Genomic DNA, 17,987 nt, shown 5'->3' with positions numbered 1-17,987 from the left:
AAAACATTACATTTTTAGCCATTTATTTTTCAAAGCTTTCCAACGCTGATCATTGATAATTTTTTGTTCAGTTTTAGAAATTTTCAACTCTAAATTTTTTGAACGACAGCTTTCGTATGATTTTATAATACTGAAAAAGAAAGAAACTGATTTGATTTTCATTGCTTCTTTTGCAGCTGCAACATACGTTAGAAATCGGTTTAAGCCTAAAAAATAAAAGTATCTACCGTAGTAATCTGCCGGTTTTATGGTATAATCCGCTCCTTTTACTTTGATTAATTTCACATGCAGTTCAGGCAAAACCACTTCTTTCCAGCCTAAACTTTTAAGCAAAACAGAATCGATATTGTCCCAACCTAAAGTTTCTCTCAAACCTCCAATGGCTTCAAAACATTCTCTTCTATAAGCTTTCATAGGACCACGAACATGATGTTTATTAGAATTACCTTCATAAACCAAGTCTCCGTTTTTTTCAACATACAATAAACCTCCAACTAATCCATATTTTGGGTTTCCTGTGAAAGCTTTATCTATTTCAGACAGATAATTTTCGTCAAGAATAATATCAGCATCAAACTTACAGATGATATCAAAACTATTGATATTCTGGGTTTTCAATCCATTTTTAAAAGCACTGACAACTTTAGAACCCGGTTGATGGGCAGATTTTTCGAGATCAATTGTTTGAAAACGCGAATCATCATCAATATATTTTTTAATGACTTCGGATGTTTTATCTGTAGAACCGTCGTTCACAATTACTACTTTAAAATCTTTAAAACTCTGCTGTTGCAAAGAATCTAAAGTGAATGACAGATTATTCTGTTCGTTGTGCGCGGGAATGATGATTAAAAATTTCACAGCTATTTTTGTAGTTCTCGACTTCTTAATATTTTGACAATGGAAAAATTATAAACAAAAAAACGACTCATCACCAATACCTATTAGACATTTACTTATTATGAGGTTTCAACATATTTTTAGGATCAAGAATTTCGTCTAATCTTTCCTGTGAAAGCAGATTTTTCTCCAAAACTAAATTGTAAACACTTTTTCCTGTTTCTAAAGCCTCTTTTGCAATCTGAGTCGACTGTTTGTATCCAATATAAGGATTCAAAGCAGTCACAATTCCGATGCTGTGTTTGACCATATTGAGACATATTTCTTTGTTGGCAGTAATTCCTACGACGCATTTTGTACGAAGCGTGTCGAGTGCGTTGCAAAGAAAATGAATGTTTTCCATGATGGCATGAGAAAGAACAGGTTCCATTACATTCAGCTGTAATTGTCCGGCTTCTGCGGCAAAAGTTACCGTCAAATCATTCCCAATTACTTTAAAACAAACCTGATTGACAACTTCCGGAATAACGGGATTTACTTTTCCAGGCATGATAGACGAACCGGGCTGCATTGGAGGTAAATTGATTTCAGACAACCCAGCTCTAGGTCCTGAAGATAATAATCTCAAATCGTTACAGATTTTTGACAATTTTAAAGCAAGACGTTTCATTGCTGATGAATAAATCACGTAAGAACCTGTATCCGGAGTTGCTTCAACCAAATCAGGAGCAGAAACGACAGGATAACCCGTGATTTCGGCCAAATTTTTAGCACAAAGCGTTGCGTAACCGATCGGAGCATTAATTCCTGTTCCGATTGCCGTTGCACCCATATTGACTTCAACAAACAGATTGGCGTTGTTATTTAATTTAGAAATATCTTCTTCTAAAGTTGCTGCGAAAGCTTCAAACTCCTGCCCCATCGTCATCGGTACGGCGTCCTGAAGCTGAGTTCGTCCCATTTTGATCACATCCTGAAACTCCTGCCCTTTTGTACGAAAAGCTTCAACAATTTTTTTCAATTTTTCAACCAAAGTCTCATTCATCTGCAACAATCCCATTTTGATTGCTGTAGGATAAGCATCGTTGGTAGATTGAGAAAGGTTAACATGATCGTTGGGTGAACAAAATTCGTATTCACCTTTATTTTTTCCTAATTTTTCTAAAACCCGATTGGCAATTACTTCATTGGCATTCATGTTAATAGAAGTTCCCGCTCCACCCTGAATCATGTCAACAGGAAATTCGCTATGAAATAACCCTCCAATCAATTCATCGCAGGTTTCAGCAATTTTGAAATATAAATCCTGATCGAGTAAACCTAATTCATAATTGGTTTTTGCGGCAGCTTTTTTGACGAAAGCCAGACCTTTTATAAATTCGGGATAAGATGAAAGAAGCTGACCTGAAATTTTAAAATTATCAATAGCTCTCTGCGTCTGAACTCCGTAATATGCATTTAAAGGGACATTAAGTACGCCTAATAAATCGCTTTCCTGTCTGAAATTTTCCATTAAAATATTTTTAACAGTTTAATTTATTTAAATGATAAAAAACGCACCGTTGAAAGATGCGTTTAAAATTTTATTTTGTTGGATATTTTTGATTTAAAGCCTGCAAAATCGACCAGGTTTCAGCATCTAAAACTCCGCTGTAATTCTGAGGTCTGAAGTGATACTGTAATGCCTCAATTGTTTTTTTCGTTACATCATCCCATTGTCCGTTTGGAAGAATATCATAACCAAATTTCTGTAAAGCTGTCTGAACTACGAAAATAAAAGATGGCTCGTTGTATTTTGTCTCAATATCGGTTTGTGCCAAAGTCAGAAAATTTTGTTTTGCCATCTCATCATACCACATTCCAATCTGATATTCGTCGTATAGTTTTTTCCATGGGAAAAGTGGTCCCGGATCTTGTTTTCTTGTCGGAGCAATATCTGAATGCGCCAAAACATTCGTTGCAGGAATATTATACCTTGTCACAATATCTTTTGCCAATGCAGCTACTTTTTTGATCTGTTCATCACTGAATGGTTCAAAAGTTTTCATTCCTGCAGCATCAGCTTTGTATCCCATGTTGACAATTTCGATCCCAATAGAAGTATCGTTAAGGTTTTTATCGGTACGCCACGCACTTACACCGGCATGATACGAGCGTTTATTCTCATCAACCAGCTGATAAATTTCGTTATCACCTAAATTATTCACCAAATAATGCGCGCTTACAGACTGCTGCGTAAGAACCTCTATAGACTTGTCATCTGGTAATACCGTATAATGTAAAATCAGATATTTTTGTCTGAAATTTTGCGCAATTGCCGGAAAATGAGTTTTCACAACTTTATAGCCTGCAGGTTTTGCAGAAACGATAGACCCGTAACTTGTGGTGTTATCGTTTTTAGTAATATCTGCAATATTGGATCTGAAAAATTCCACTCCATGTTCGGTTGTTATTTCCGGTTTATTTTTTTCAGAATTGGCAGGTTTTACTGCGGTTTTTGTTTGTGCTGTAACTGTTTTTGGCTTATAAGAACTTTTCTTTACATTTTTTTGTGAAGTACACGAAAAAACGAAAACACTTAAGCCGATGATATATAATGTTTTACGCATTAGTTTAGATTTTTAACCGATTATTCCCTCAAAAATACACAATTTTTTTCTGAAAATTATTTGGTAAATAAAGAAATCTATTCTATATTTGCACTCGCAATAACGGAATAGCGATCATTCAAAAAACGTTATAACAGGAGAGTTGCCTGAGAGGCCGAAAGGACATGTTTGCTAAACATGCGTACTGGAAACGGTACCAATCGAATCCTGCCGCCCCGACTGTTTTAGTAATTTTCTCAAAATTACAAATGGGTGCGTAGCTCAGCTGGATAGAGCATCTGCCTTCTAAGCAGACGGTCTCAGGTTCGAATCCTGACGCGCTCACTTGATTACCAAAGAGTTACAGACAAAAACCTGTAACTCTTTTTTTTTATTTGCACATAATTTAAAGTTTTTTTGTTGATTGAAATCTAATTGTATTTATAATGTGTATTATATTTTTTATTTTAGAAAATTAATTTGCACTTTATCTTTTGTGATCATATTTCTTCTAACCTATTTTCTTAATATTACTCGCTTCAAAAACTTCGTCAATAATTTTTTTGAAACTGCCTTTTTCGCCTTTTAAAAACTTTAAAAATTCTTGAAACCCATTAATCTTTAACAGACTTAACTACGAATTTGCTGAATGTTCTAATTCTACGAGCCGCACCTTTTACTAATCCCCATCCTAGCCGGAAAATGCCAAAAATAGCTTCTTCAAGTTTTTGTAATAAAAAACCACCTCACAACTGAGGCGGTTTCATTCAAATTATAAAGGAAATCATAACTAACACCGAAAATTCCACAATTCTTTTTTTTATTTCTTCAAACAAGATAAATCAATGATTTTTAATAAGGTAAAGCTAATGACAAAAGTAATTTGAAATTTTAATGAAAACTTATTTTGCATTTTATTTTTTAATTACAAAAAAAAACCTATCTTTGCACCCACAAAAAACTCGAATCCTGCCGCCCCGACTGTTTTAGTAATTTTCTCAAAATTACAAATGGGTGCGTAGCTCAGCTGGATAGAGCATCTGCCTTCTAAGCAGACGGTCAAAGGTTCGAATCCTTTCGCGCTCACAGGAGAGAAATCAAGATTTGGTTTCTCTTTTTTATTTATCTCAAAAATATGATTTACAAACAGAAACCACCATAAATATACAGTGGTTTTCAAATTATTTATAAAATCTTATTTCAATCTATAAGAACTTCCATTCCAAAGATAGGTTTTAGACAAGCGTTTTACTTTTTCTCTGTCATTTTCATCTTTTTCCATTTCTTCCATTTTATAAATGAAAGCGTTTGGAATTCCACCTTTATCGTTTGGAAAAATAAATTCTTCGCTGTGGTGATAAATATCGGCATCACCAACATTCATCAATTGTGGCAAAGCGATCAGTTTTTTATCTCTAAACAAGATATACTGATCATAACCTGCAATTCCACATGCTTCTCCGGAAACGATAGCCTTCAAAGTGAAATCAACATTCTGGAGTTTGTGATTGCTTTCAATATTGAAAGTTCCGTAACTGAGACTTTCACCAGAACCCGTTTCAAAGAAAACCTCATCAAGTAAGGCATTTCCTTCAACAACTTTTACACTTGCAATATTCTGTTTATAGTTTTGATTAAACTTTTTGTCTCTTTTATCAATCGACTTTGAAATTCCGAAAAGAAAATCATATCCATTTTTATTTCTGTGACCAATACAAAGGTTTGCACCCCAAATATAACCTTCCAAAGTTTTATTTTCTCTTTGATAAGATACTTTGTACCAGTTTGAGTTTCTTTCACCTAATTGTAATATAGCTTCATCTTTTTTAATGATTAAAACCTGCTGATTTGATTGCAAAGAATCTAAAATCTGAGAATTCACATTCGGTTGCTGTCTCACTCTCGTTTGATCAGTAAAGATCTTCTGCGTTTTGTTTTCTTCAAAATTAAAAACACCATTTGCATACACTTCTTCCTGTGCAGAAATAAGGTGAAGAGCAAACAGAAATAAGGTGATTAAAAAAGATTTCATATTAATATTTGTGATTATTTTTCAAGCAAAAGACTCACCCATTCTTCACGCTGTAATTTCTTTTTCAGTTCTAAATTATTTTCTTTGCAAACCTCCAAAATATCATCCACATCAAAGAAACATAAACCTGAAAGCAGTAATTTTCCGCCGTCATTCAAGACAGAAACGTAGGTTGGAATGTCTGAAATCAGGATATTTCGGTTGATATTTGCCAAAATAATATCGTAGTTTTCATTTCCTAAATTATCTGCAGTTCCCAATTCGATATCCAATTCAACATTGTTTCTTGCTGCATTTTCTTTAGAATTTTCAACTGACCATTCGTCGATATCGATTGCTTTGGTTTCTGCGGCTCCGTTTTGTTTTGCATAAATTGCCAATACCGAAGTTCCGCAACCCATATCCAGAACTTTTTTCCCGTTGAAATCAATATCCATCATTTGTTGGATCATCAAATGTGTTGTCGGATGGTGACCTGTTCCGAAAGACATTTTTGGCTGAATGACAATTTCGTGCATTCCCGGAACAGATTCATGGAATTCTGCTCTGATTAAAACTTTATCGTCAATATTGATCGGCTCAAAATTCTTTTCCCATTCTTCGTTCCAGTTGATGTTGGGCATTTCTGTAAAAGTGTACTCGATTTTCACCTCATCATTTTGAAAAAGTGGCAGAGTTTTCAAATCATCTTCTTTGAAAATATCTTTTTGAATATATCCTAAAATACCGTGAATTTCTTCTGTAAAACTATCAAAACCTATTTCGATAAGTTCTGCCATTAATATTTCGTTCCAAGGCTGAAGGGGTTCTATTTTAAAATCGAATTCTAAATAATTTTGCATGTGAATAATTTGTTGCAAAAATAGAGAATTTAAAAATTAGAGTTTAAGAAATTGAGAGATTTTATAATACCATTTAGTTTGTCATTCCGGAGGAATCTAAGCTGAACTATCAATAGCCATGTTGAGATTCCTGCGGAATGACAAACAGTACTTTTAATTTTAGAAAATTTGTTTTAATTAATTAACTTCCAATCAGTTATCATTTCGAGGAATCTAAGTGGAACTGTTAATAGCGGTGTCGAAGTTCCTACAAAATGACAAATTTTGCATTTAATTTATTTAATATCTGAAATTACTTCGTTGCTCTTCTCACTGACAATGAAAGATTTAAGCATAAAAAAAGCGAACAGAAGTCCGCTCATATTTATCCTTATAAAAACTAATTTCTAATATCTAGTTTCTAACTTCTATTCTACGGATTTGTTGAGAAAATAGAACCGTTTGCGATCAATGCGCGTCTGTTCATTTTCAAAATATCTCTTACCCATTCTGCGAAGTCTTCCGGCTGAAGAACTTTATCCGGATTTCCGTCTGTCAAGCCTCCTTCAATCGACATATCTGAAGCAATTGTACTTGGTGTTAAAGTAACAACACGAATGTTTTGCTTTCTCCATTCCGCCATCATCGATTGAGATAAAGAAACTACAGCTGCTTTTGATGCCGCATAAGCCGACATATTCGGACCGCCTTTCAGACCTGCAGTTGAGGCAACGTTGATAATATCACCTTCACCTTTTTCTTTGAGAAAAGGATATACAGCTTTTGCTGCGTAATAAACTCCGAAAAGATTGGTTTTGATGACCTGTTCCCAAACTTCGGAAGACATTTCTTCGATTGACCCGAAATCACCGATTCCTGCATTATTAATTAAAATATCAATCCCTCCTAACTGTTCTGCCAAAGATTCTATTCCGGCTTTTACGTGAATTTCATTATCTATACTGAAAACTGCATATGATGAATTGACACCCAGTTTTTTGATTTCATCAACGGTCATTTTAAGATTTTCCTCATTTCTTCCGGTAATACCAATGTTGACTCCTTCATTGGCAAGGATTAAAGCAACTGCTTTTCCAAGACCTCTTCCGCCACCCGTAATGACGGCATTTTTTCCTTGTAAGTTCATTCAATTAATTTTGATGGCACAAATTTACGAAACCATTTTTTTAAACAAGCGTTTATTATTTTGATTTAACTTAATGCTTTCATTAGGAAATTCTATTTAAAACAAAACCAGCTTACGAATAAGCCGGTTTCTGAAAGTATATATTAAAGTAAAAAATTGAAACTAAGGAATAAGGATACGATCCTTCACTTCAAAATTTTCTGAAGCAGTGAACTGATTTCCGTACATATCATAAGCTCTCACCTCAACTTTGTGTTTACCGAGAGTTAATTTATTTCCAAATCCTCCAACCCAGATGTGTTTTGAAAATTCAGGGTTTGAAGGTCTTCTTCCCGGGAAAAGATCATTTGTTGTATCCCATTTGAAAACTGACTGTGCAAAATTAGGATCGATGGTTTCGTTATATTCCATTTCCTCCCATTTTCCACCGTCTATTCTGTATTCCACTTTGTCTTTTTTGCTTCCTATGAAGAAATTAGCCAAAACTTTCGCTGAGGTTTTAGACGGGAAAGGAATTACTTTAGGCAAATACAATTTGATCTGATAATCTTCCGGTTTTCCGGCAGTTTTGTATTTAACTTTATATTGATTATCATCAAAACTGATAAAAGAATATCCTTTTGCAGTACCGTCTCTCATAGTAGAAGTCGGCAATCCTATTTCGTCTGAAGTTCCTGACCACCAGTCACCGCAAGTGGTTCCGACGTTATATTCATGAATATCTTTTGCACCGTTCCAGCCTTGTGGTTTTCCGTAAAAAATCTGTTGCTGAATGTGTGTGTGAGCAGATAGCAATAAAGCATTTTTGAAAGGTGAAAGTGCATCAAACAATTTCTGACGGTCTGCATTTCTGAAGTTGTCTTCGTTGTTATGATCCAAAGGAATATGGAAAGAAACTACGATCAGTTTATTTTTATCTACTAATTTTAAATCGTTTTCAATAAACTTCATCTGATCTTCACGAAAACCTCCCCAATACCCTTTTCCGTCTCTCGGATCCGGATATAAAATATCGTCTAAAACCATAAAGTGAACATTTCCGTAATTGAAAGAATAATTTGCCGGACCGAAATTGGATTCAAAAGTTTCGTCTGAAAGCAGGTCTTCTTTCGCTTCGTAATTCATATCATGATTTCCCATGACATTATACCAAGGCAGTCCAATCTCTTTCATGACATCTGCGTAAGGTTTCTGAAGACTTAAATTATCTCCTACTAAATCTCCCAAACTGATCCCGAAAACGGCTTTCTTCTTGTTTCCTTTTACTTCGTTAACTATTGCTCTTCTGAAATAATCTAATTCTTTCTCTGTATAAGGTTGTGGATCTCCGAAAACAAGAATGTCAAATTTTTTGCTTTCTTCCTGCTTTTCTAAAGCGAAATTTACTTCTTTCGGAAGCGTTCCTGTTGGCGCAACTCCTTTATATTTAAAATCTGTTGGTGAACCTTTTGGCTTGTACTGATAATAATATTGTGGAAGATTATTTGAATTTACAGCCAATTTAAAACCTGAAGGCTTGATCACAAAAATCGTTTGATCTTCCTGAACCGGTAAGCTGTATCTTCCGTTTTTATCGGTTAAAACAACCTGCGCTCCGTTGGAAACTGCTACATTTTCTACTCCTTTTTCACGGTTTTCCTTCTTCTGGTTTTTGTTACTGTCTTCAAAAACATATCCTGAAACAGAGGTCTGAGAAAATGCCATTGCCGAAATGAGCAAACATGGCATTAAGAATTTTATATTCATTTTAATTTTAGATTATTAATTGGTTTTAATTACTGATTCCACCACATTTTGGTGTTGATATTATCTCCGCCCATATTTTGTGAAGCCGTGACATAATTATCATAATTCTGAACTTTGGTAACAGTCGGGTAAGGCATTCTCTGTGGCATTTTTCCATCATTGAACAGACCTCCGTTGTTTGGTAAAACCGGGAATCCCGTCCTTCTATGCTCATACCATTGCTGATGATCTACAAAAAATAATCCTACATATTTTTGCAACATAATTCTTTCTAAAGTATTATTATAAGCCACTTTAGGATTTGTGAAATAATTTGCAGGCACTGTACTTCCCCATTGCTCAATAGTTGCTTTCACCCCGTTTTCATAGAAAGTCTGTGCACTTCCTGTAATAATTCCTTTAAATGCCAATTCTGATAAAATAAACTGAACTTCTGCATATGGCATTACCAAAATTTTCAACGGAGCTTTTGCTAAATTCTGATTAAGATTAGAAGGCTGATAATTGAAAGTTGTTCCCAAAGCATAGCCTGAAGGAGCGCCTTTGTAACCAATATTTGCATTTCCCGGAATTGATTTTGCCTGTGTGAAAAACATGCTTAATCTCGGATCATTATTATCAACCAAAGTCTGGGTAAAAAATCCACCAGCAGCACGGTAAGCCGTAAAATCCTGTGGTCTTGCAATCGGTGGCATCAAAGGTGCAACTCCCGAAATATCTAAAACAACTCCATCTGCATTACTTTGGAAGATCGGATATATTGTTGGATTATTGACAATCTCGGTGATTCTCTCGGTTATATTTAACTCACCATTTCTTTTTAAAGCTCTTGTTAAAAGTCTTAATGAAAGAGAATTACAGAATTTTTTCCATTTTACTATTCCGGCTACGTTTGAATTTGCCTGAAAAAAAAGATCTCCCTCACTCAAAGTTTTTGTAGTATCAAAAAGTGTATTGGCTTCTTTCAGATCATTCAAAAGAAATGTGTAGATATCTTTCTGCTTGTCATATTTTGGCTTCATGATGTTCTCCTCAAGACGAAGCGCTTCTGTCATCGGTACATCACCAAATGCATCTGTAAGATTTGCCATGATCCATGCATTCAGAACTTTTGAGATAGCCAGATAATTGTTGTTGTTTTCTTTTTTAGCAGCTTCGTTCAGTTCTTTTACTTGTTTAAGCCATTTATAGCTCGTATTCCAATAACCGTTTCCTGTGCTTTCTGTAAGATAATAACGGCTTACCGTTGCTCCTTCATTTGGAAAAGCGAGAGCGACCTGCATAATATCGAATGTAAAATCATCGGCTCTGTTGTACCCGTAAGATCCCATATCGTACTGAATCGGAACCAAGAAACTTCCCACAGAAGGATTTTTGATTTTGCTGGTATCTGTATTGATCTCTTCAAAGCTTCTGTCACAAGAATTAAGACTCAAAACTGACAGAGCAATTGCGGTAGATAAAAATATTTTTTTCATGAGGCTGATCTTTAGAATTTTAAATTAACTTGAAAACCGACAGTTCTTGCCGTTGGAAGCTGACCTATTTCAGCACCCGGAGTAATTGTAGAATCATTCAGTGAAGCGACTTCCGGATCAAACATTGGGAATTTCGTCCACATCCAAAGGTTTTTACCAAAAACTGCTAAGGTAAGTTCGGTAAGTTTTAGAGGAGCAATTACATCTTTAGAGAAAGAATAAGCAATTCTTGCATCTCTAAGTTTAACGAAAGAGGTATCAAAAGTATTGGTTTCTACATTGGCTCTTCTGTAATAATCTGCATAGTACGCTGCTAAACCTACTGCTTTTGTATTCGGACTGTAAGATCCGTCAGGATTGAGAACCACACCTTGTCCCACGATGGTTCCGTTCGGATTATCTCTTCCCATTAATGTGTTTTCCAATTTACCTTGCTCAGACATTTTGTGGTGTGTTTGTGAGTAAGCCACCCCTCCGTACTGGCCATCGAAAGAAAAGCTAATCTGCCAGTTTTTGACTTTAAAATCATTCTGAAGTCCGGCTCTCCATTTAGGGAATGCGTTTCCTACTTTTTCTACTCTGTCTGGTCTTGCAGGAAGTCCGGTTTGAGAATCGTAAACAACCTCACCGTTTGCATTTCTTAGTAATTTAAACCCATATAAATCTCCTAAAGAACCTCCGACAACAGCATTGTAATAAAGAACACCCGCAACTGTAGAAATTGTGTATGAGTTTTCTCCGGCAAATTCGTCAGGTAACGTGAGTATTTTGTTTCGGTTTAATGTCCAGTTTGCTGAAACATTCCAACTGAAGTTCTGAGTTTTGAACGGCATTGCATTCATACTCATCTCAACTCCTCTGTTTCTTACTTTCCCGGCGTTGATGATTCTGCTTGAGTATCCCGATTCTAAAAGCGTAGGAATCGTAATAATCTGATTATCTGTATCATTCTGGTAAAGCGTAACATTATAGCTCAATCTGTTTTTTAATACTGAGAGATCCATCCCAGCTTCGATATTAGTATTGTCTTCCGGTTTTAATAATGGATTTGGATATGTTCCCGGAGTCAAAACAGAGCCGATAAAATCATCCGGAGTGTAATATTTATCCAACTGATAAGGAAGACCGGCAACACCTACTTTCGCCCATGAAGCTCTCAATTTCCAATAATTAAAGTTTGAACTTGACATTTTAAAAATATCCGAAAGAATAAAACTTGTGCTTACTGAAGGATAAAAGAATGATCTGTACTGAACCGGAAGTGTACTGCTCCAGTCATTTCTTCCCGTAACGTCTATAAATGCGAGATTGTTATAATTTACACTCACCAAACCATAAACAGAATTTGTCTGCTGATCAGAAGGTTTAGGAACTTTCACCAATTGAGAAATCGCATTGTTTAAACTATAATCTCCGGCAACTTTCAAACCTTCTGCACGGTAATCTGTCATTACATATTCGTTGTAACGAACACTCGCTCCTGCGTTTGCATTTACATTAAATTTGTTGTAGTCTTTTTTGAATGTAAATAATACATCATTATTAAATTCATTATTCTTAATATACTGCTCTCTGTAAAATCCTTTCAGATAATTAGCAGAACTGTATGGTCTTTTCGTTGTTCTTTCTTCATCCAGCATTTCAATACCGGATCTTACCATTAAACTAAAGTTCTTATTGAAGTCATAAGTTCCTGACATATTTCCTGTAATCATTTTCTTTTCAACGCCATTCAGCATCTCATAAGCAATAAGATAAGGATTGTCTATAAAGCTACTAAACGGATGAATCTGATCAATACCCTCTTGTCCAGGTTTCCAGATTGGTCTGTACCAAGCCAAATCGACATTCGGATTCTGGAAAATCATAAAATACGAGATCGATTGGTTGTTGTAGCCCGTCGCCGGAAGATTATCACTTTTCGTATTGGCGTAGTTGAATCTTGTTGAAATCTTAAACTTATCCGTAAGTTTATGATCAATTGAAAATGCAGCATTAAAACGGTCAAAACCTGTATTCGGCATCATCCATTTGTTATCAAGATACGTTAGTGAGGCTCTGTAGCTTGTTTTTTCTGTGCTGTTTTCGATAGAAATGTTATTTGAAGAAGTCACTCCAGTTTCCCAAAAACCTTTTATATTATCTTCATAAGGTCTCCACAACTGTCTTTCAGCGCTTTGCCCCAATAAGTTGGGATCATATTGAAAATAGTATTGTCCGTCAAATTTTGGTCCGAAAGCACTACTCGTTCCACCTGTATTTACACCATCTGCCGAGGCTCCGTAAGAATAAAAAAACTGTCCTGCAGTGTTTTTAGTTAAAGTTCCCTGTCCGTATTGATACTGATAATCCGGCCATTTCAAAACAGAATCGTAGCTTAAAGATGAATTAAAAGAAACCTGAATTTTTCCATTCTTGCCCTTTCCAGATTTTGTAGTAATCATCAAAGCTCCGTTTGCTGCTCTTGAACCGTACAAAGCTGCGGCAGATGCTCCTTTAAGAACAGTAACCGATTCTATATCATCCGGATTGATGCTGTTTAAACCATTTCCTAAATCGATTGGTAAATCTCCTCCGGTTCCTGCTCCATAAGCCGCAGTTCCGGTTCCGGTTGTAGAATTACTCAAAGGAACACCATCCACAACAATCAAAGCGTAGTTTCCATCAAGATTAAAAGATTTTTCACCTCTTAATGTAATTCTGGACGAGCCTAAAGGTCCTGCTCCTGCTGTCTGAATTTTTAAACCGGCAACACGTCCTTCAAGACCTTGTGCCCAGTTATTGTTCTGAATATTTTCAAAAACTTCAGAATTTACCTTTTCAGCTACATAACCTAATGATTTATCCTGTCTTTTAATTCCGAGAGCTGTAACAACAACCTCTTCAATATTCTTCACAGTATCTTTCTTTACCTGTTGCTGAGCTGCCATATTGACGCTTACCAACCCTAAAACGGATAACAGAAGTAATTTTTGAGTCTCCTTACGCATATCTAATTTTTGTTTTCGCAAAATTAGAACTACATTATGGTTAAGGTTTTAACAGGATTTTAACATATCTTAAATAATTCTTAAACGCTATATTAATTTATTTTAACAAATAAAACTATCTGTCTCTTATACATTCCTTTAGAGACATTAATAAAGTTTAATGCAATGCATATTATTTTTAGTTGTAACTTAAAAATCATCTTTAGATTTACAATTAAAAAAATGCCCGACAGAAAAAACTGTCAGGCATAAAAATCTAATTATAAAGTAAAAGTTATTTGTTCTTCAGCTGATCCGGAATATTGGTTGTTACAAAATCGATTCCTTGTTTTTTTAGTTCGTCATAAATTGCAATATCATTAACTGTCCAGGAATTTGTAATTAATCCCAATGCTTTTGCTTCAGAAATCCAAGTTGGATTTTTTTCGAAAATGCTATAGTGATAATCAATTCCGTCAAGACCTTCATCTTTGATCTGTTGCGGAGACAATTCTCCTCTCAAATACTGAACTTTAAATGAAGGCTCCAGTTTTTTAATTTCCTTACAGATATTTAGGCTGAAAGAAATAAACTCGCTTTGAGATTCAAGTTTCAGATCTTTGATCATTTTGATAGTTTTTGCCGTCAACTCATCTTCTTTCTCTTTGGTTTTATCTGGCTTGATCTCTACGATCAATTTTAGAAATTTATCCTTTTTTCCTTTCTTTAAATAATCTTTCAGAGTAGGAAATTGTTCTCCATTTGAAAGTTTTACCTTTTCAAGTTCTTTGAAATCTGTTTCTGATATTTCCATCTTTCCGTGATGCTCATCGTGATTGATGACTAAAACGCCATCTTTGGTCATTCTAACGTCAAATTCAGCTCCGTAAATTTTCAGATTCTGAGCATTTTCTAAAGATTTCAATGAATTTTCTGTTGTTGGCGGATTGGTTTGAAAATAACCTCGGTGTGCGATAATTTGGGTTTGTGCATTCATAATTCCTGCGCTTAAAACTGCTAACCCTAAGATAAAATTTTTCATAATATAAATTGGAAAATTAAATGTAAAAGACTTTTACATAAAGATAATATTAAATTTTTAGAACGTGTATTTAGCTCCTAACTGAATCTGGTAAGGATTTCCTGATAATGGTTCTAAACCACTTGTATTCAAGCTGTATTTAAATTGTTTGGTGATAGGATCAAAACCTGTAATTCTGTAAAGTGCTGTATTTCCGTAAGATTTGTTTACGCCCCACTCTTTATTCAGCATATTGGCTACGTTGAAGATATCTACAGAAAGCTCGAAACCACCAATCTTTTCAAATTTAATTTTTTTGGCAATACGAAGATCCCAAACACCGAAGAAGCCATTTTTACCGCCATTTCTTTCTGCAACCTGATTATTATAGTCTGTAATATAATTTTTCAGCGCATCACCAACTTCAGGATTATCAACTAAAGTTTGAGTAAGATTTGGGAAAACATAAGCTAAATCATTCGTATCCACAAAATCTCCATTGATATTTCCTCCCGAAGTTACAGAGAAACGTGTTCCTCCAATTCCGGAATATCTGATCCCTAAAGTAAATCCTGCAATGGTTGGAGAGTTTCCGTACACGACCACTTTGTTTCTAAACTGATTATCAGAGTAAGACATTCTCAAATCTCTGGGATCACTTTGTACCAAAGTAGACAAAGTTGCTGAGTTGGCTACGTTCCCGTTGTATGAAGTATTGTCTTTAATATCTGACCATGTATAACTTGCGGTGATTTCTCCATCTTTCCAGTAACGGTAGCTCGTATCAACAACGAAAGAAAACTGATTGACCTTACCATCACTTACAAGTTCTAAAACACGACCGAAGTTTTGATTAACTCTTCCATCCTTCCAGTTTAGAGTTCCATTTGCCGGATTCACCGTACTTAAAGGAACATACACTCCTCTTCCACCTTCATTACCCAAAGTAAAGTAAGGATTGGCAACCATGTTTCTGTCATAATAGAAATAATTGTTTCTACCTAAAGCCATATATCCTGCAAGTCCTGCTCTGAACCTCTCGTTGAAGAAGTGTGTATAAGAAATGTTTGCCTTGTAAACGATCGGGATTTTCGCATCATTTCCTGTATAGTTAATAGTTGGAAGCTGATATTGCTGCAATGAAGGAACAGTAGAATAATCTGCTCTGTATCCAGGGAAATTCGGTGTAAGGCCAATTTGAGTAGGATTCACATCCACCGTAGCAAAATGATTTCCATCGAACACTAGATTATTAATTACCATGTAGTTATTAATATCTGATGAGAAAATTCCTGCCCCAAATTTTAAGAAATCTTTATTTCCTTCGTTAATATTCCAATCAAACTGGAATCTCGGCTGAATAATAAAAGATTTAATTTTATTGTCGGTTCTAATTCCCATTTGATCAAACAGCTTTTGGTTGAATTCTGCTTTTGGATAACCGCCGTAATCAAATCTCACACCTGCCATTAGATCTAAACCTTTTGCAATTTTGGTCTGCATCTGACCATACAATCCTAAATTATAAATGCTCGATTTCACAGATGTATCTTGTACTAAAGGTACCTCTCTGTAATATCTGTAAGGCGTAAGATTATTAAAATTATCAACTCCTAAAAACTGAAATCTACCATTCACTTCACTTCCGTAAATCGATTTTGATCTGGTGTACATCAAGTCGGCACCAAAAGTGTATTTTATTTTATCGGTATTGTAATATAAGTTATCTACAAGCTGGAAAACATTATTCTTGAATCCTTCCTGAGCAAAACGATGTCCTCCCATTTGAATATTGGTGGTCAAATTCGTTCCGTCAATCGTAGAAGCTACACGTTCTACAATAGCTCTTGGAACCGTTCTGCCCAACTCATCATTTTGGTAACTATCCTGGAAAGTATAAAGATATTGCGCTTTTAATTCGTTGGTTAAATTAGGCTTCAGATTAGATCTCAAAGTCATCAAGAGACTGTTATCCAAATTTTTATCATTGGCATAAGATTCAAAGAAACTGATTGCCGTATTATCCTGCAACCCATTCTTATTCAAATCATAGGTGAAATTATTTCTAAGTGTCAGCAAGTTTTTTTCATTAATCTGCCAATCTAAACGTAAAAATCCGGCATCAGAATTTCTTACCTTATCAAAAGATCCGAATTGTGGAGTATTTCCAACACCATATTTTGCTCTTCCGATATTCAATACCTGATTCAGCGATTCATTGGTTACCCCAAGTCTTAATGCATCTGCACTGGTTTGCACATCTGCAATAAGCAATGGTCTTGAATCTATCTGATGATCCCAAGCGGCAAAAAAATGCAATTTATTTTTAATAATTGGACCTCCCAAAGAAACCCCAAACTGAGATGTTGAGAAATCATTTACACGTTCATTCCCTCTGATATCGTATTTACTCGACAGCCATCCAGTTCTTAAATATTCCCATGCACTTCCTGTAAATGTATTTGTTCCTGATTTTGTTACTGCGCTTACCGTTCCACCGCCACTTCTTCCTAATGTAACATCATATTGGTTGGTCGTAATTTTAAATTCACGTACTGCCTCAATAGAAATTGAGTAAGGAGCACCACTTCGGCTTGTCGTAGAACCTGCAGAAGTTGGGTTTTTTGCAGTCATCCCGTCAATCGTAAAGTTGGTAGAAGATCCCAACTGACCCGATAAGTTTCCACCTTTACCACTCAAAGGAGATAATTCGGTAAGATTGGTGAAATTTCTTCCGTTCACAGGCAAAATTCCAATATTTTTAGCGGTGATTGCCGTGGCTGCACCGAGGTTTCCAATCTTGTTTTTTAAATTCCCGACGATTACAACCTCTTCGATTGCTTTTTCACCAGAATTCTCTAAACTCATGTTTACCGTAACCTGATCACCAAAATTAACATTATAACCTTCTCTTTTCTCATCATTTACAATCACCGTATAGGGTCCACCCAAAGGAATTTCTTTAAAAATATATTCTCCTTTAGAATTTGTCTCTGTTTCTGTTCTAAAGCCGGTAGATTCATTTACAATCGTTACTTTGACTTTGTCTTGCCCCACATTTCCTGCGCCATTCACTTTCCCAACTATAGAGGCCTGAGTTGTCTGGGCATAAGCCATCGTACCCATTCCTAAAAATAATAATCCTAATACAATCTTTACTCTTTTCATTTTTGTTAAAATTAGATGCGCAAAGGTACACTCGCTTTACAAGCCTCCTGTTTACGGTAGTTTTAACATTTTTTTAATTAAATTATAACATAATATTAACGCATCATCAACATAGATTTTATTGGATGAAATATCAGACAGTTAAGATGTATTATGCTATTTTAATATTCTCATATT

The 17,987-nt window shown here is 35.3% G+C and carries 11 protein-coding genes and 2 tRNA genes; 2 read left to right on the top strand and 11 right to left on the bottom strand.

The window, feature by feature from the left end; all coding sequences use genetic code 11:
• Positions 1-6: 6 nt before the first annotated feature.
• The 3 genes from K0R77_RS14035 to K0R77_RS14025 form a co-directional block, all read right to left on the bottom strand.
• The gene (locus K0R77_RS14035) at positions 7-861 is read right to left on the bottom strand and encodes a glycosyltransferase family 2 protein (protein ID WP_300353590.1); all 855 of its coding nucleotides are present in this window, start codon (positions 859-861) and stop codon (positions 7-9) included.
• A gap of 91 nt (positions 862-952) precedes the next feature.
• Positions 953-2,353, bottom strand: a complete 1,401-nt coding sequence (gene aspA, locus K0R77_RS14030) for an aspartate ammonia-lyase (protein ID WP_300353587.1) — start codon at positions 2,351-2,353, stop codon at positions 953-955.
• Positions 2,354-2,423: 70 nt separating this feature from the next.
• Positions 2,424-3,449, bottom strand: coding sequence for an N-acetylmuramoyl-L-alanine amidase (locus K0R77_RS14025; RefSeq protein WP_300353584.1), 1,026 nt, complete (start codon positions 3,447-3,449; stop codon positions 2,424-2,426).
• A 250-nt stretch (positions 3,450-3,699) separates the two neighbouring features.
• Between K0R77_RS14025 and K0R77_RS14020 the strand changes: the two genes are divergently transcribed.
• Positions 3,700-3,773, top strand: a tRNA-Arg gene (locus K0R77_RS14020).
• A gap of 667 nt (positions 3,774-4,440) precedes the next feature.
• Positions 4,441-4,514: transfer RNA gene (locus tag K0R77_RS14015), tRNA-Arg, on the top strand.
• A 109-nt stretch (positions 4,515-4,623) separates the two neighbouring features.
• On the opposite strand, the gene K0R77_RS14010 is transcribed toward K0R77_RS14015, so the two are convergent.
• The 8 genes from K0R77_RS14010 to K0R77_RS13975 all read right to left on the bottom strand — a co-directional run bounded on the left by K0R77_RS14010 (position 4,624) and on the right by K0R77_RS13975 (position 17,810).
• Positions 4,624-5,460 (bottom strand): SH3 domain-containing protein, encoded by an 837-nt coding sequence (locus tag K0R77_RS14010; RefSeq protein ID WP_300353581.1) that lies wholly within the window; start codon positions 5,458-5,460, stop codon positions 4,624-4,626.
• A 14-nt stretch (positions 5,461-5,474) separates the two neighbouring features.
• On the bottom strand, positions 5,475-6,302 hold the full coding sequence (gene prmA, locus K0R77_RS14005) for a 50S ribosomal protein L11 methyltransferase (RefSeq protein ID WP_300353578.1): 828 nt from the start codon (positions 6,300-6,302) through the stop codon (positions 5,475-5,477).
• A 412-nt stretch (positions 6,303-6,714) separates the two neighbouring features.
• Complete coding sequence (locus K0R77_RS14000) at positions 6,715-7,428, bottom strand: 3-ketoacyl-ACP reductase (RefSeq protein ID WP_300353575.1); 714 nt, start codon at positions 7,426-7,428, stop codon at positions 6,715-6,717.
• Between the two features lie 162 nt (positions 7,429-7,590).
• Complete coding sequence (locus K0R77_RS13995; RefSeq protein WP_300353572.1) at positions 7,591-9,174, bottom strand: calcineurin-like phosphoesterase C-terminal domain-containing protein; 1,584 nt, start codon at positions 9,172-9,174, stop codon at positions 7,591-7,593.
• Between the two features lie 29 nt (positions 9,175-9,203).
• Positions 9,204-10,652, bottom strand: coding sequence for a SusD/RagB family nutrient-binding outer membrane lipoprotein (locus K0R77_RS13990; RefSeq protein ID WP_300353569.1), 1,449 nt, complete (start codon positions 10,650-10,652; stop codon positions 9,204-9,206).
• A gap of 11 nt (positions 10,653-10,663) precedes the next feature.
• Positions 10,664-13,642, bottom strand: a complete 2,979-nt coding sequence (locus K0R77_RS13985) for a SusC/RagA family TonB-linked outer membrane protein (RefSeq protein WP_300353566.1) — start codon at positions 13,640-13,642, stop codon at positions 10,664-10,666.
• Between the two features lie 274 nt (positions 13,643-13,916).
• The gene (locus tag K0R77_RS13980; protein WP_300353563.1) at positions 13,917-14,663 is read right to left on the bottom strand and encodes a glycerophosphodiester phosphodiesterase family protein; all 747 of its coding nucleotides are present in this window, start codon (positions 14,661-14,663) and stop codon (positions 13,917-13,919) included.
• Between the two features lie 57 nt (positions 14,664-14,720).
• Complete coding sequence (locus tag K0R77_RS13975) at positions 14,721-17,810, bottom strand: TonB-dependent receptor (protein ID WP_300353561.1); 3,090 nt, start codon at positions 17,808-17,810, stop codon at positions 14,721-14,723.
• Positions 17,811-17,987: the final 177 nt, after the last annotated feature.

The organism is Chryseobacterium sp., assembly GCF_029240215.1.
Taxonomy (GTDB): Bacteria; Bacteroidota; Bacteroidia; order Flavobacteriales; family Weeksellaceae; genus Chryseobacterium.
This window is presented reverse-complemented; position numbering and strand designations above follow the sequence as displayed.